This is a genomic window from Limihaloglobus sulfuriphilus (assembly GCF_001999965.1).
Taxonomy (GTDB): Bacteria; Planctomycetota; Phycisphaerae; order Sedimentisphaerales; family Sedimentisphaeraceae; genus Limihaloglobus; species Limihaloglobus sulfuriphilus.
This window is the reverse complement of sequence record NZ_CP019646.1, coordinates 1,218,804-1,234,354: the sequence shown is the minus strand read 5'-3', so window position 1 is coordinate 1,234,354 and position 15,551 is coordinate 1,218,804. Positions and strand designations below refer to the sequence as shown.

Annotated in this window: 12 protein-coding genes; 11 read left to right on the top strand and 1 reads right to left on the bottom strand. The window is 46.8% G+C overall.

The annotated features are described in order from the left end of the window. Positions 1-24 precede the first annotated feature (24 nt). Entirely contained in the window at positions 25-1,278 is a 1,254-nt protein-coding gene (locus SMSP2_RS04645) for a serine hydroxymethyltransferase (RefSeq protein ID WP_146682842.1), read from the bottom strand. 366 nt (positions 1,279-1,644) lie between these two features. Here SMSP2_RS04645 and SMSP2_RS04640 point away from each other — a divergent pair, with 366 nt between their 5' ends. From SMSP2_RS04640 to SMSP2_RS04590, 11 genes are all read left to right on the top strand, one after another. Then, positions 1,645-2,538, top strand: coding sequence for a rhomboid family intramembrane serine protease (locus tag SMSP2_RS04640; protein WP_146682841.1), 894 nt, complete (start codon positions 1,645-1,647; stop codon positions 2,536-2,538). 477 nt (positions 2,539-3,015) lie between these two features. Further along, a complete protein-coding gene (gene rsxC / locus SMSP2_RS04635) occupies positions 3,016-4,362 on the top strand; it encodes an electron transport complex subunit RsxC (protein WP_146682840.1) in 1,347 nt (448 codons plus the stop codon). A 22-nt stretch (positions 4,363-4,384) separates the two neighbouring features. Beyond that, positions 4,385-5,467, top strand: coding sequence for an RnfABCDGE type electron transport complex subunit D (locus SMSP2_RS04630; RefSeq protein ID WP_146682839.1), 1,083 nt, complete (start codon positions 4,385-4,387; stop codon positions 5,465-5,467). Then, the gene (locus SMSP2_RS04625) at positions 5,457-6,083 is read left to right on the top strand and encodes an RnfABCDGE type electron transport complex subunit G (protein ID WP_146682838.1); all 627 of its coding nucleotides are present in this window, start codon (positions 5,457-5,459) and stop codon (positions 6,081-6,083) included. The genes SMSP2_RS04630 and SMSP2_RS04625 overlap by 11 nt, the downstream gene beginning before the upstream one ends. After that, the gene (gene rsxE / locus SMSP2_RS04620) at positions 6,083-6,691 is read left to right on the top strand and encodes an electron transport complex subunit RsxE (RefSeq protein WP_146682837.1); all 609 of its coding nucleotides are present in this window, start codon (positions 6,083-6,085) and stop codon (positions 6,689-6,691) included. Before SMSP2_RS04625 ends, rsxE begins: the two co-directional genes overlap by 1 nt. Positions 6,692-6,699: 8 nt before the next feature. Further along, positions 6,700-7,290: an electron transport complex protein RnfA gene (locus SMSP2_RS04615; protein ID WP_146682836.1), complete on the top strand. Its 591-nt coding sequence runs from the start codon at positions 6,700-6,702 to the stop codon at positions 7,288-7,290. Between the two features lie 59 nt (positions 7,291-7,349). Then, on the top strand, positions 7,350-8,237 hold the full coding sequence (locus SMSP2_RS04610; RefSeq protein ID WP_146682835.1) for an RnfABCDGE type electron transport complex subunit B: 888 nt from the start codon (positions 7,350-7,352) through the stop codon (positions 8,235-8,237). A 112-nt stretch (positions 8,238-8,349) separates the two neighbouring features. Then, positions 8,350-11,547, top strand: a complete 3,198-nt coding sequence (carB, locus tag SMSP2_RS04605; protein ID WP_146682834.1) for a carbamoyl-phosphate synthase large subunit — start codon at positions 8,350-8,352, stop codon at positions 11,545-11,547. A gap of 227 nt (positions 11,548-11,774) precedes the next feature. Next, positions 11,775-12,632: an electron transfer flavoprotein subunit beta/FixA family protein gene (locus SMSP2_RS04600; protein ID WP_186804867.1), complete on the top strand. Its 858-nt coding sequence runs from the start codon at positions 11,775-11,777 to the stop codon at positions 12,630-12,632. 11 nt (positions 12,633-12,643) lie between these two features. Beyond that, positions 12,644-13,672, top strand: coding sequence for an electron transfer flavoprotein subunit alpha/FixB family protein (locus tag SMSP2_RS04595; RefSeq protein ID WP_146682833.1), 1,029 nt, complete (start codon positions 12,644-12,646; stop codon positions 13,670-13,672). Between the two features lie 13 nt (positions 13,673-13,685). After that, positions 13,686-15,476: an acyl-CoA dehydrogenase family protein gene (locus tag SMSP2_RS04590; RefSeq protein WP_146682832.1), complete on the top strand. Its 1,791-nt coding sequence runs from the start codon at positions 13,686-13,688 to the stop codon at positions 15,474-15,476. The last annotated feature ends 75 nt before the right edge of the window (positions 15,477-15,551 follow it).

Here is a 15,551-nt window from a genome sequence, read left to right as displayed (position 1 = left end):
TTAAAACATACCGGCAATAAATTGTCAACTTACGATAAAGTGATCCGGAATAGGAAATTCTGAACAAAGAAGTTTAACTTTCTTGCCGATTTTCTCAATTGTCTCGGTGTCATCAATGTTTTCAGCAACCTCTTTGTACAATTTTGCAATTTCTATCATTTGCTCTTCTTTCATGCCGCGAGTGGTAACGGCGGGAGTGCCGATTCGCACGCCGCTGGGATTGAAAGGCGGAGCCGGATCCGCGGGAACAGTATTACAGTTCGTAACAATGCCGGCACGGTCAAGTGCTTTGGCCATTTTCTTTCCCGGAATACCTTTGTTTCGCATATCGATGAGGATCAGATGATTGTCTGTGCCGCCGGAAACAAGTTCGAAGCCGTATTCCATGAGCTTTTCAGCAAGCACCCCGGCGTTAGAGACAACCTGTTTGGCATAGAGTTTGAATTCGGGTGTGTCAGCTTCTGCCAGTGCCACTGCCAGTGCAGTTATTGTGTGCAGGTGCGGCCCGCCCTGCATTCCGGGGAATACCGCGCGGTCAACAGCGATTTTGTGCTCATCTTTGCATAAAAGCATACCGCCGCGGGGGCCGCGGAGTGTCTTGTGGGTAGTTGTCGATACTATGTCGGCGTATGGCACGGGGCTCTGGTGGACGCCGCCCACAACAAGACCGGCAATGTGAGCAATATCACTTATTAGATATGCGCCGACACTTTTTGCGATTTCGCTGAATGCTTTGAAGTCGATTTCCCGTGTATAGGCGGTAGCACCGGATATTATTATTTTTGGTTTATTTTTTTTCGCCAGCTCGGCGATCTGATCGTAATCGAATCTGCCTGTTTCGGGGTTTACTGTATATTGAACAGAATTGAAAAGTTTTCCGGTGGCGCTGACTTTCCAGCCGTGTGTCAGGTGCCCGCCGTCGGGCAGGGAGAGTCCCATGATAGTCTCACCGGGTTTTACAAGCGCCATATATGCCGCCATGTTTGCTATTGAGCCTGAATAGGGCTGAACATTGGCATGGTCGGAGCCGAAGACCTTTACCGCTCTCTGGCGGGCAATGTCTTCTATAAGGTCTGTTATCTGCTGGCCTTCGTAATATCGCTTGCCCGGGTAGCCTTCAGCGTATTTATTGGTAAGGCAGCTGCCTGTCGCGGTCATTACTGCCTTTGATACGTAGTTTTCGGACGGTATCATTCTGATACAACCTGCCTGGCGGGCTTTTTCCTGTTTAATCAGCTCGCAAATCTGCGGGTCGTACTGTTCGAGTGCTGTTAACATAAGTAATTCTCCTGCTTACTTTTAAATTAGTAAGCAAATATAATAATATCGTGTTTTTACAAATGGTATCTGATCATAAAACGACAATATATAACATAATAAAGGCACTAACTCAAGCATTATTAAAATTTTCACAGCTCAAAGAGAAGCATATAATGTTACTTTCAGGAGAGACTGATTTTAAGTAAAACGCTGGAGATATTAAAGCCGGTACTCTTGCAGTTTCAAAACTTGTTGATCAAGTGAGCTTGTACGTTTTTTTACTCCCAGGCGATGAAGTTTTGCTTTTACTTGTTTGAATATAACATACAATGTAAGAAAGTAATTTGGCATAACAATTTTAGATGTTATATAAGGTAATTATATATGGGACTTTATGATAGAGACTATACGCGTTTTGACTACAGGCCCCCGCGGGAGCCGGGTTATTCTTTTATAGAAAGAATACCTCCGGTAACCCGTTTGCTGCTCATAATTAACCTGGCTGTCTTTCTGCTGATGCAGATTAACGCGATAGCCCGTCTTGGCGGATGGTTTGTTCTTGACACTCTGACCAAAGCCAATTTATTTCAGCTGTGGCGGTTTGTTACGTATCAGTTTCTGCATGTTGACCTTATGCATCTTGCGGTAAACATGATAGGTCTGTTCTTTATCGGGCGTATCCTCGAATCCCGGATGGGCAGGCAGTTTTATACAATCTTCTATCTTGCCTGCGGCATTGCGGGTGGGCTGCTGTATGCAATTTTGTGTGTTCTTGGTGTTTTAAAGGCGGGAGTTTTGTTGGGGGCGTCCGCATCGCTGCTTGGTCTGGTAGGCGCATGCGCGGTTATGTATCCTAAGATGATGGTAATCGTTATCTTCATCCCGATGCAGATGCGTCTGCTTGCGATTTTATCGTTTGTGTTTTTTGTTCTTGCTATTCTGTTCAGCGACAGCAATCCCGGCGGGCACGCCGCTCATCTTGGAGGTTTGCTTGCAGGCGGCGGTTACATACTTTACCGCCGCAAAAAAATTCATAATATAGGTATTGATAAATTTATAAGCGACTTCTTTAATTACAAAATGCCGCGGCGGTCATCGAAATCCGGCACCGGCAGCTGGGAGAAAAAACTTCAGCAGCGAAAACAGCTCGAAGAACAGTTAGACCAGATACTTGAGAAGGTAAGCAGGCAAGGCATACAGAGCCTGACCAGAAGCGAGAAGGCCATTCTTCGAAAGGCCTCAAAAGAAGAGCAAAAGAAAAACAAGCTGAATCAGTGATATTCTATCTGTTTGATTTTATTTTGTTAATTGCTGTCGTTATTTAATGTATGAAAATTGATTTTTAAAATTCTTACGATAATATTATTGCATAAACACCCTGATTTGCATATAAAACAATGTTTTTGACGTAAGCAAAACATATAAACTTAAATAATAACACAATAGTATGCCCAGCGAACAAGACAAAGAATGTAAGGGCTGCCTGGATCGTGACAGATGCCACGAAGTTTATGCGAAACTAAGCAAATCCAGAGCGGAACCGGTTGCATTAAAAGCATTTACCGCTTTTTTTGTTCCTCTTTTAGCATTTATCGTTATGTACGTGCTTTTTTTGAACTGGCTTAGTGATTATGTAAGTGATGAGTACATCGAATTGGCGGCGGTTCTGCCGTCGGTTCTTTCAGCCGTGGTTATTACTTTTTTGTTTAAATATGTAGTATCGTTTATTTTTAAGATTAAATTTTAAAGCTAAATATGAAGTTATATTCCTTTAAAGGCGGTGTGCATCCCGCTGACCGAAAAGAGCTTAGCGCTGATAAGGCGATTGAGCCGCTTCCCGTGCCCTCGCAGCTTGATGTATTGATGAGCCAGCATATTGGTGCGGTTTGTGAGCCTGCTGTAGAAAAGAAACAGGAGGTTAAAGCCGGCGACGTAATAGGCGAGAGCCCGGCTTTTGTCTCTGCAAAGATCCATGCGCCGCTTGACGGTACAGTAAAAGATATAGCTCTTCGCTCTCACCCAGTACTGGGCAGGGTCAAAGCTGTTGTCATAGACGTTGCCCAGGGGCGCCAGCCCCTGGAGCCGCTTGAATTCAGCGGAGATTTTGATCTTGACGGTGTCAGCGGAGAGCAAATCATTGAATCGATCGCAGATGCAGGTATTGTCGGTATGGGCGGGGCGGGTTTCCCTGCCAGCGTGAAGGTGACACCCAATCCAAAACTTCCAAAGCACACCCTTATAGTAAACGCCTGTGAATGCGAGCCTTATATTACATGTGATTACCGGCTTATGCTGGAGCACACTCCAAAGCTGATTACGGGAATAATGCTTCTTAAGAAGGCCTCCGGTGCTCAAAGAGCTTACATTGGCCTTGAAGCCAACAAGCCCGAAGCCGCGAAGATGATTACCGAATATCTCGATAAAAAGGGGTTAAGTGAGCAGATTAAGCTGGTAATGCTTGAGACAATGTACCCGCAGGGCGGCGAAAGACAGCTAATTAACGCTGTTCTTGGCAAACCGATTAAACCCGGAGTTATACCCCCGATGGAGGGGCTTCTGGTTAGTAATGTGGCCACAGCGTGTGCCGTAACAGAAGCCGTCGTTGCAAAAAAGCCTTTGACTCACAGAGTTGTAACTGTATCCGGCGGCGGGATTAACAGCCCGGCAAATCTTTATGTCCCCGTTGGAACGCAGGTCTCGGAAATAATAGAGCATTGCGGCGGGCTGAAACCGGAAACAGAGAAGCTCATTCTCGGCGGGCCGATGATGGGATTCTCAATAGCGGAATTAAACACACCGATTATTAAAACAACCGGTTCAGTGCTGGCGCTGACAAAGAAAGAAACTCACGGCGCAAGAAGTCTGCATGAAACCAACTGTCTCAAATGCGGCAGGTGCCTTGATGTATGCCCTGAAGGTCTCAATCCCACGCGAATTGCGACTGCCGTTAAAAACGGCAAGCTCGAGCTCGCCAAGGATTATTATATATCTGCCTGCATGGAATGCGGCAGCTGCAGCTATGTCTGTCCGGCAAAGTTTGAGGTAAGCGGATATATCAAAACCGGAAAGGCATTACTTTCTAAAATGGCCAAAAAAGGTTGAAAATAAAGGAAACCAGTTATAAATGTCAGAAACGAATAAACTTATAGTATCACCGGCCCCTCATATCAGCCGGCCATTGACAACAAGGCAGGTCATGCTGGATGTCATTATTGCCCTGGTGCCGGCAATGGCGGCCGGGTTGTTTTTTTTCAGAGAAAAAGCGGCGATTCTCATTTTAACAGCGGTTTTAGCCTGTGTTATAAGTGAGTATTTATGCTGCCTGATACGTAAACAGAAATCTACTATCGGAGACTTGAGTGCGGTAGTTACAGGGGTTATACTCGCGTTTTCCGTTAGTCCAAACCTGCCTCCTGCCTATATAGTTATCGGCAGCGTATTTTGCATTGTGATAGGTAAAATGGTTTTTGGCGGACTTGGCGATAACCCGTTTAATCCGGCTATGCTTGGAAGGGCGTTTATGACGGCATGTTTCGGGATGGCGATGACTACCTGGAGCGTGCCGGCGGTTGTGCCTTCTCAGCAGCCGAAAATCGGCGCGGCGAACAGTTATGTAACCGGCCAGAGCGGTCTTGATGAGGACGAAACCCTTGATGTTATCACTCAGGCAACCCCGCTGGCGTGGGTGAAAGAGGCTGTGAAAACCAGAAACCTCGAAGACGCATCAAAAATTGTGAAAGCCGGAATAGCTAACTCACAGCTCAAAGCGGTTTTCTGGGGATATACGGGCGGTTGCCTTGGAGAGACATCGGCGTTTGCCCTGCTTCTGGGCGGAGCATATCTCCTTATACGCAGGACTATTACCTGGATTGTCCCTGTGTTCGTTATCGGTTCGGCTTTTGTTTTTGCTGAGATTGCGTACTTAGTTGACTCATCGGCATTTGTGAATCCTCTGGTTCACATTGCCGGCGGCGGTATGCTGATGGCGGCATTTTTTATAGCCACAGATCCGGTTACAAATCCCGTAACCAGAAAAGGGCGGATGGTTTTCGGCGCGGGCGTGGGGCTGTTAATAATGCTGATTCGTGTCTTTGGTGCATATCCTGAGGGGGTAATGTACGCAGTGCTTATAATGAACGCATTGAGCCCGCTGATAGACCGTATGTGTAAACGCAAGCCGTACGGAGGTGAACCAAATGCAAAATAAAAAGATAAACCCTGTAATGCTGTTCATTAAAGAAAGCTGGCTTCTTATTGTCTGTTCGTTTGTTTTCGGCCTGCTGCTTGCCGCGATAAATGCAGCATGGCAGCCCAGAATCGAACAGAATAAAATCGGAAATATCAGCGATGCCCTGAAAACCGTAATTCCCCAGGCAAAGAACTTCGAGCGGATATGGTCAGATGAGCAAATCACCCTCGATGAATCCGGCAAAGCTCAAAAGGTCGAGCTTTTCAAGGCAACCGCCTCGGGCAAAACTGTCGGCTGGGCATATACATCTGTCGGGCCGGGATATGCGGACAAGATTGAATTGATGATAGCCGTTGACGCGAATTTTGAGAAAATACTGGCATACAAAGTCCTGTTCAGCAATGAGACCAGCGGTTTCGGCGACAAGATCAAGAATGACTATTATAAGGATCAATTCAAAGGTGCTCCTGCCGATGAACTCGAACTGCTTAAGCTCGGTGATGAGACGGTTATTGACGATAAAATTATTGCGATATCAGGAGCCACAATAAGCAGTGAAGCTGTGGTGTCGATATTCAATACATATAATACTACAATTAAAGCTGTTATGAAAGAGAAAGGATTGCTGAAATAATGGCTGACGACAAAAAAACCTTTTCAGTCTTTCTGGCGGGAATATGGAAAGAAAACCCTGTGTTTGCACTGCTGCTTGGCATGTGTCCGACACTGGCTGTTACAGGCGACGTGAAATCAGCTTTAACAATGGGGCTAAGTGCGACATTTGTTCTGCTGTGTTCTAATGTTGTTGTAAGCCTTCTTCGCGGGCTGCTTAAGCCGCATCTGCGTATTTTGATTTTTACTTTAACTATCTCCACGTTTGTAACCATAGCAGACCTTTTCTTAAAGGCTTTTCTGCCTGATATGAGTGAAAAACTCGGGCCCTATATTCCTTTGATTATTGTAAACTGCCTTATTATATGCCGTGCAGAGGCCTGTGCCAGCAAGAGCGGCGTCTGGATATCATTTGTTGACGGACTTGGCATGGGGCTCGGTTTTACAATAACCCTCTGCATTCTCGGAGCTGTCCGGGAGATATTGTCGCTTGGCAGCCTTTTCGGTTACCGTGTTATGCCCGATGGATTTATAACCATGTTCGCATTCGCGCTGCCGGTAGGTGCTTTTGTAACGCTGGGGCTTATGCTCGGGCTGGTAAACATAATTAACACTAAACTTGCGAAATGAGGTGTTGAATGGATAATGTTCAGGCACTAATATTAGCGTTTATATCTATCGTAATTGTAAATAACCTTGTTTTTTCCAAGTTCTTAGGAATCTGCCCCTATTTGGGAGTTTCCGGCAGGATAGATATGGCTTTTGGTATGGGGCTGGCTGTGACCTTTGTGGTAACGCTAAGCGGAATAATGACTTACATGATCGACAATTATGTTCTTATGAGATTTAATCTCGAAATTGTCAGGTACGTGGCGTTTATCATGGTTATTGCCGGCGCGGTTCAGCTGGTAGAAATGTATGTACGTAAGTTTTTCCCGTCGCTCTATGAGAGTTTCGGCATTTTCCTGGCTCTTATAACAACAAACTGCGCGATATTAGGTTTGTGCCTTTTTCTCAACCTCTGGGAAGTGCATTCAATTCTGATGGCTGCCGTTATGAGCTTTGGTGCCGGAATCGGTTTTACCATGGCAATCTGCATCATGGCCGGCATACGTGAAGAGCTTGAGCTTGCCAATGTCCCTGATTGTCTAAAAGGTGCTCCGATAACTTTAATTACGGCGGGCCTTCTGGCTTTGGCGTTTATGGGCTTCGGCGGAATGATAAAATGACAGAGCGTGTGCCAAGCAATGTTTCTGTCTGCAATTAACACTTAATAACTGATTACAAAATGTATATATTAGCTTCATTTACAGACATTATCACCGGTGCTTTGCCCGCCGGCATTATGATGGTGGTTCTTGCGGGACTCTTCGCCCTTGTTCTGCTTCTGGCCAGCATAAAACTCAAAGTAGAGGTTGATCCAAAGATCGAGGCAATACAGGATGTTCTGCCGGGAATTGACTGCGGAGCCTGCGGTTTCGCGGGCTGTTCATCCTATGCCAAGGCTGTATTTAATGATCCCGCACACATAGGCAAATGCGCACCCGGGGGCTCTGATGTCTCCGAGGCTATAAGTAAGATTCTAAACCTCAATGTCAGCGGCGGCGGGGCTCCAAAACGGCCTGTTGTCAGATGCAGTGCACACCTTGAAGACAAGCATTATGAGGGTGTTTATATGGGAATAACAACCTGCGCAGCCGCACATCTGCTGCCCAGCGCCAGGTCATGCAAGTACGGTTGTCTCAATTTTGGCGACTGTGTAACGGCCTGCCAGTTTGACGCGATAGAAGTAATTGACGGCCTGGCAACCATAGACTACGAAAAGTGTACCGGATGCATGGCATGTGTTAAAGCCTGTCCCAGAGGCATTATAGAGATGATACCGTTTGAGAACGAAGCCATGCTCGTGGTAAGCTGTAAGAGTCAGGAGCTCGGCAAAGAAGCCCGCGGTCGATGCAGCGTCGGTTGTATTGGCTGTAAAATGTGCACAAAAATGTCAGATATGTTCTACATGGACGGCAATCTGGCAGATATAGATTATCAAAAGTACGAACTCAACGAAAAAGTGGATAAACTGCTTACCAAATGTCCGCCAAGGGTTATTCGCTATCACGGCAAGGGGTCTGATAAACTCAATGAACCCATTGAAGAATCAAAAACCGTGAAGAAGGATTAGCCCGATTTAATCAAATTTCATTTATAAGAGTATTTGACATAATAAGATTTTTCGTTAACCTTACGAAAATTTTACTTTATACGTTCGAGGTCTATTAACAGGAGCAAAAGCGATGCCGAAACGCAAAGATATTAAAAAAGTTATGATTATTGGTTCTGGTCCGATTATTATCGGTCAGGCGTGCGAGTTTGATTATTCAGGCACACAGGCCTGTAAAGCTCTTAGAAAACTCGGCTATGAAATTGTTCTGGTTAACTCAAACCCCGCAACGATTATGACAGACCCCGGCATGGCAGATGCAACCTACATAGAGCCGCTCAATGCCGAGACTCTGACGAAAATCATCGAAAAGGAACGCCCTGATGCGCTGCTGCCAAACCTTGGCGGCCAAACCGGTCTCAATCTTTCATCCGAGCTTGCAAAATCCGGCGTGCTTGATAAATTTGATGTTAAAATCATCGGCGTTCAGCTCGACGCAATAGAACGCGGCGAAGACAGGATTGAATTTAAGAAGACCATGGACAGCCTCGGCATAGAGATGGCCAGAAGCAAGCCTGCCTTCAGCGTAGAAGAGGCCGAAGAAATTGCAAAAGAGCTTGGATATCCGGTAGTATTGCGTCCGGCTTATACAATGGGCGGCACCGGCGGTGGATTAGTATATAACGTTGATGAGCTCAGGCTTGTAGCTGCAAGAGGGCTTGCCGTAAGCATGGTGCATCAGATTCTTGTAGAAGAGTCGGTATTGGGCTGGGAGGAGTTGGAATTAGAGGTTGTGCGTGATTCCAAAAATCAAAAGATAACCGTATGTTTCATCGAAAATGTGGACCCAATGGGTGTGCATACGGGCGATTCGTACTGCACAGCTCCTATGCTGACGGTCAGCGAAGAACTCCAGCAGAGACTCCAGAAATATGCCTATGACATAGTAGAAGCTATTGGCGTTATTGGCGGCACAAATGTTCAGTTTGCTCATGATCCGGTAACCGACAGGGTTGTTGTCATAGAAATCAATCCCAGGACATCGCGTTCATCGGCCCTTGCAAGCAAGGCTACAGGTTTTCCAATTGCAATGGTATCGGCACTTCTGGCCTGCGGTCTGACTTTGGACGAGATGCCGTATTGGCGTGATGGGACACTCGAAAAATATACTCCCTGCGGAGACTATGTTGTCGTGAAATTTGCCCGCTGGGCGTTCGAAAAATTCAAAGGCGCTCAGGACAAACTCGGCACTCAGATGCGTGCGGTTGGCGAGGTGATGAGTATTGGCAAGAACTATAAAGAAGCGTTTCATAAGGCTATACGTTCTCTTGAGATAAACCGGTACGGTCTTGGTTTTGCGAAGAATTATAACAAAATGCCTCTTGAAGAGTTGATGAATCTGCTTGGTGAAGCCACAAGTGAGCGGCAGTTTATCATGTACGAAGCTCTCCGCAAGGGGGCAACCCTGAAAGCTCTGCACGATAAGACGCAAATCAACATGTGGTTTCTTGAACAGATGCAGGAGCTGGTTGAGCTTGAAGAGAGAGTGCTTTCATACAAAGGCAAGGATCTACCTGATGAACTGCTGATAGAGGCAAAAAAAGATGGTTTTGCCGACAGATACCTTTCAAAGATTCTCGGCATCAAAGAAACCGATATTCGCAGCCGGCGCAAAGGTCTTGGTATAGAGGAGAGCTGGGAGCCGGTACCGGTAAGCGGTGTAGAGGACGCGGCGTATTACTACTCTACTTATAATGCCAAAGACAAGGTGGAAACTTCCGGCAACCGGAAAATTATGATTCTCGGCGGCGGTCCCAATAGGATCGGGCAGGGTATCGAGTTTGACTATTGTTGCGTTCACGCGGCGTTTACTGTTCGCGATGAGGGGTTGGAAACTATCATGGTCAACTGCAACCCTGAAACTGTTTCTACAGATTATGATACTTCTGATAAGCTCTACTTTGAGCCGTTGACAGTGGAGGATGTTCTCAGTATATACGAAAAAGAAAAGCCGGAGGGCGTAATTGTTCAGTTTGGCGGACAAACTCCCCTGAATATAGCACGTGAGCTGGAAGCCGCCGGTGTTAAAATAATTGGAACATCGCCAGAGACAATCGATTTGGCAGAGGACAGAGATCTCTTCCGTGCCATGATGGAGAGACTTGGTATTCCGATGCCCCAGTCAGGTATGGCGAGCAACCTTGAACAGGCACTTGATATAGCCGCTGAAATCGGCTACCCACTGATGGTGCGGCCGTCTTATGTACTTGGCGGCAGAGGTATGGAGGTTGTACACGATGAGCAGATGCTGCGGGAATATGTAGTCACGGCTGTTGATGTAAACCCCGAAAAGCCAATACTTATCGATAAATTTCTCGGAAATGCGATAGAGGCAGAAGCTGATGCCATATCAGACGGAAGTGATGCGTTTGTGCCGGCGGTTATGGAACATATTGAGCTTGCGGGCGTTCATTCCGGAGATTCGGCTTGTGTGATTCCTCCTGTTTCAATCCCAGCCAAGCATATTGACACAATCTGTGAATATACGCGCAACATAGCGGTAGAGATGAATGTTGTCGGTTTGATGAATATGCAGTACGCCATAGCAGATGATACGGTCTATGTTCTCGAGGCAAACCCAAGGGCATCGCGTACTGTGCCGCTTGTTTCCAAGGTTTGCGGTATTCCAATGGCGAGCATCGCAACACAGCTGATGCTTGGTAAAAAGCTCTCAGAGCTCAATTTAAATCCAAAGCCGGTTCCGCATTTCGGCGTTAAAGAAGCGGTCTTCCCCTTTAATATGTTCCAGGAGGTTGACCCTGTTCTGGGCCCTGAGATGAGATCTACCGGTGAGGTTCTCGGATTAGCCGATTCTTACGGGCTGGCTTTCTTCAAATCGCAGGCCGCGACTAATCAGCCGCTGCCTATCGCCGGCAAGGTACTTATTACCGTTGCTGATAACGATAAACAGTCAATACTAGTCTCGGCGAGGAATTTCCTGAAGGCAGGATTCAAGATTTTATCTACTGAAGGTACACATAAATTCTTTACAAATAACGGCATAGAGTGCGAAAAAATCCTTAAGGTTCACGAGGGCAGGCCAAACATCGTTGATGCGATTAAAAACAAGGAAATACAGCTGATTGTCAATACCCCCTCTGGGAAAACGAGTCAGTATGATGATTCATACATTAGAAAAGCTGCCGTTAAATATGGTGTTTCGTATGTAACAACCGCAGCCGCCGCTGCTGCAGCGGTTCGGGGCATAGCCGAAATCCAGGGCCGCGATTTTTCTGTAAAGTCTCTGCAGGAATACCACAAAGATCTGTAAATGACGTTCAATTTTTGACTTAATGAAATCCGGATGCTGTGCATTATCGGGTTATACGTCATGCTGCTGTACATGCCGCAAACACGTTTAGTCAAGCGGCTTTTGTTTGTTTGTGGTTATTTTGTTTGACGCAGAGGGTGTTTTTTCTATAATCACCGCAACCTATTGTATTTTTTTTATTTTATTTAGTATTTGCAACAAAATGTAGTTTAATTACGGAGGCATTCGTGTCTTATAAATGTGTTGTATTAGTTAAACAGGTACCGGATACCGCCAGGATAACCGGCGAGGCAATGAACGAAGACGGTACCGTCAACCGCGCGGCTCTGCCGGCAATATTTAACCCGGAAGACCTTAATGCGCTGGAACTTGCGATCCAGATCAAGGAGCGTTTCGGCGGCACTGTTACAGTTGTGACCATGGGGCTTCCGGCTGCTGCTGAAATACTAAAGCAGTCACTCTTCCGCGGGGCCGATGAGACGTACCTTGTTACTGACCGCCGCTGTGCTGCCAGTGACACCCTGGCTACAAGCTATATTCTCAGCCAGGCCGTTAAGAAAATTGGTTATGATATAGTCTTGTGCGGACGCCAGGCGATTGACGGCGACACTGCACAGGTTGGCCCCCAGACCGCCGAGAAACTTGGTATTCCGCAGGTTACCTATGTCGAAGAGCTCAAAGATATAACAGAAGGTAAAATTACAGCCCGCCGGAGCATAGGCAACGGCTGGCAGGATGTTAAAACCACTCTGCCGGTACTGCTTACCGTCACTGATGAGGCAAACGAGCCGCGTGTGGCAGGCGCTCTGAACATGATGAAATACAAAAAGGCTAAGACCTCTCTCGAGGTTGAAGACGCAGACGAAGCCAAAACTCTTGAAGATAAAGGCCTTCTGATAAAAGTGTTAAATCTCGATGATATTGAGGCTGACCTGCAATGGTGCGGCCGCGACGGCTCTCCTACAAAGGTGCATCGGATTATGAGCGTTGTGCTCACCGCTAAGGAAACTCGCGAAGTTGAGCCTACAGAAGAGGGCATCAGTGAAATGGTGCACGAGTTAATTGTTGATCACACTATCGGATAAGGATATTAGTAATGATAAAAGTAAACAAAGAAGGCCAGGTGTGGGTGTTCGCTGAACAGCATCTTGGCAAAATAGAAGACACATCTCTTGAGCTTATGGGCAGAGCGCGTGAGCTGGCAAACAAGCTCGGAGTTCAGGTCGGCGCGGTTTTACTTGGCAGCTCGGTGAAGAACGCGGCTGATATGCTTGTTCATTATGGTGCAGATACTGTTTACATGGGTGAGCATCCCTTGCTTGAGCATTACCAGACAAGCTCATACAGCAAAATACTTTATGATGTTATTCAAAAGTATGAACCGCAAATCATGCTCTTTGGCGCAACACCTGTAGGCCGTGATCTTGCGCCGCACGTTGCAAGTGCGGTAAAAGCCGGCCTCACAGCTGATTGTACTGATCTTCAGATCGGCAGGCATGAAATCAAAAAGACCGGAGAAGTTTACGATAATCTGCTCTTCCAGATTCGCCCCGCTTTCGGCGGAAATATTATAGCTACTATCATAAACTATGACCGCTGGCCGCAGATGGCAACAGTCCGTGAGGGCGTTATGCCTATGCCTGAGCCGGACGGCAGGCGTAAAGGTGGTATAGTCGAGATCAAGGTAAGCCTCAGTCATGCTGATCTTGTGGTTGAGATACTCGATGAACATCGCCGAGATAAGACTGTTAACCTTAAGGCTTCGAGAATTATCGTTGCCGGAGGCGCCGGCGTTGGCAGCAGGGAAAACTTCCGCCTTATCTGGGATCTTGCAAATTGTCTTGGAGCAGTTCCAGGCGCATCACGTGCTGCGGTTGACCTTGGTTTTATTGACAGAGACCACCAGGTTGGCCAGACCGGAACTACTGTTCGGCCGAGTCTGTATATTGCCGCCGGCATAAGCGGAGCAGTACAGCATCAGGCAGGCATGAGCGATAGTAAAAAGATTATAGCAATTAACAATGATCCGGACGCTCCGATTTTCAATGTTGCCCATTATAAGATTGTAGGCGATTTGAATGAAGTTATTCCGGCTATGATAAAGGCGATTAAAGAAAAAGTATAAACGGACAATAATTATGGCAAACTTTTACAAAGACAATGACGATATTAAGTTTCTCTTGAACCATATGGACCTTGGCGAGCTTGCCGATCTTATGGAGCAGGGATATAAGTACGCAGAACAGTTTGACACCGCACCGGCGAATGCTCAGGACGCGATAGAAAACTATGAACTCGTAATAGATTCACTGGGACAGCTTTGCGCCGATTTTGTGGCTCCAAGAAGTGAAGAAATGGACCACGAAGGCAATGAGCTTCTGCCCGACGGCAGTGTTAAACGCCCCAAAGCAATGTACGAAATACTTGATCAGCTCGCAAAGGCACAGGTTATGGGAATGACGCTGCCGCACCGTTTCGGCGGGCTCAACTTCCCCAGCCTTATGCTTTCTGTTGCTAATGAGATGGTTTCCCGTGCAGACGCCTCTCTTATGAACATTTTTGGTCTTCAGGGCATTGCAGAAACAATCAACTTCTTTGCAGATGAAGAGCTAAAACAAAAATACCTGCCCGATCTTGCAAACGGCAAGCATACCGGCGCAATGGTTCTTACCGAGCCGGATGCCGGTTCAGACCTGCAGGCGTGTAAGGTCAAGGCGTTTCAGGATGCTGACGGCCAGTGGTATGTTCACGGCGTGAAACGTTTTATAACAAACGGCTGCGGCGAAGTTCTGCTTATAATGGCACGGAGTGAGCCGGAAATATCTGACGGCCGCGGCTTGAGTCTGTTTTCATGTTATAAGAGCCCGACAGTTCACATACGCCGGCTCGAGGACAAGCTGGGAATCCATGCTTCTCCGACATGCGAAATTTTCTTCGACAATACTCCTGTTGAGCTCGTTGGCGAACGCCAGAGGGGGCTTATTACTTATGTTATGGCGCTTATGAACGGTGCGCGTATCGGCATATCAGCGCAGGGTCTTGGCATCGGCGAAGCCGCATACCGGATTGCCAGAGATTATGCCGCAAGCCGCGAGCAGTTCGGCGGACCGATTGAGAAACTGCCTCCGATCAGGGACTTGCTGATTAACATGAAAATTTCTGTTGAGGAAAGCCGTTCGCTGCTTTATGAAGCGTGCAGGGTAGTTGACCATGAAATAGGAATGAATAAGACCATAGAAAACCCGGACAGCGATCCGGCATTGGTCAAGGAAACAAAGAAACGTCTGCGTATGATAAAACGCTACGCCGCGATGCTTACACCTATGACCAAATACATTTCAACCGAGATGGCCAACCAGGTCGCTTCAGATTCTATCAGTGTTCTTGGCGGCAGCGGCTACATGCGTGATTATGCCTGTGAGAGGTATTTCCGTGATGCCCGCATCACTAATATTTATGAAGGTACTACACAGCTTCAGGTTGTTGCGGCGGTAAGGCATGTAACAAACGGAACAGCAGAGAAATATATCGCTGAGCTTGCAGAGTATGATTACGAGCCGCAGACAGTCGAGCTGCTTGAAATTCTAAAAGCCAACACCGAGACAATGCAGGAGTGCGTTAAGTTCATCAAAGAGCGGGGTATCGATTATATGGACCTCTACGGCAGAGATCTGGTTGATATCGCCGTTAAGATTATTGGCGGTTACCTTTTCTGTCAGCAGGCCTGCAGCAAGTTTGATATGCAGACAGCTGTGGGCAAAAATGGCAAAACCATGAGCATGAAAGAGCGTAAACTCGCTATTGCAAAACGTTATATAAACCGCTGCAATTTTGAGATTGAGGCGTGCAGAAAACGTATCTTAAGCGGCTGTAAATCTTCTTTTGAACTTTACGAAGAGATTGCAGGGCCCGTGCCGGAACTGGCATAAGATTCAAAATTTAATAAAGCCTCCTGATGTCAATGCAGGGGGCTTTTTTATTTGTAAGTTCGCAAAGCATTCATT

What these genes read in the sequence shown, in the direction of transcription:
- SMSP2_RS04630 (WP_146682839.1), top strand. Translation starts at nt 4,385, where the DNA reads ATGTCAGAAACGAATAAACTTATAGTATCACCGGCCCCTCATATCAGC.
- SMSP2_RS04645 (WP_146682842.1), bottom strand. Translation starts at nt 1,278, where the DNA reads ATGTTAACAGCACTCGAACAGTACGACCCGCAGATTTGCGAGCTGATT.
- rsxC (WP_146682840.1), top strand. Translation starts at nt 3,016, where the DNA reads ATGAAGTTATATTCCTTTAAAGGCGGTGTGCATCCCGCTGACCGAAAA.
- carB (WP_146682834.1), top strand. Translation starts at nt 8,350, where the DNA reads ATGCCGAAACGCAAAGATATTAAAAAAGTTATGATTATTGGTTCTGGT.
- SMSP2_RS04595 (WP_146682833.1), top strand. Translation starts at nt 12,644, where the DNA reads ATGATAAAAGTAAACAAAGAAGGCCAGGTGTGGGTGTTCGCTGAACAG.
- SMSP2_RS04590 (WP_146682832.1), top strand. Translation starts at nt 13,686, where the DNA reads ATGGCAAACTTTTACAAAGACAATGACGATATTAAGTTTCTCTTGAAC.
- rsxE (WP_146682837.1), top strand. Translation starts at nt 6,083, where the DNA reads ATGGCTGACGACAAAAAAACCTTTTCAGTCTTTCTGGCGGGAATATGG.
- SMSP2_RS04610 (WP_146682835.1), top strand. Translation starts at nt 7,350, where the DNA reads ATGTATATATTAGCTTCATTTACAGACATTATCACCGGTGCTTTGCCC.
- SMSP2_RS04625 (WP_146682838.1), top strand. Translation starts at nt 5,457, where the DNA reads ATGCAAAATAAAAAGATAAACCCTGTAATGCTGTTCATTAAAGAAAGC.
- SMSP2_RS04615 (WP_146682836.1), top strand. Translation starts at nt 6,700, where the DNA reads ATGGATAATGTTCAGGCACTAATATTAGCGTTTATATCTATCGTAATT.
- SMSP2_RS04640 (WP_146682841.1), top strand. Translation starts at nt 1,645, where the DNA reads ATGGGACTTTATGATAGAGACTATACGCGTTTTGACTACAGGCCCCCG.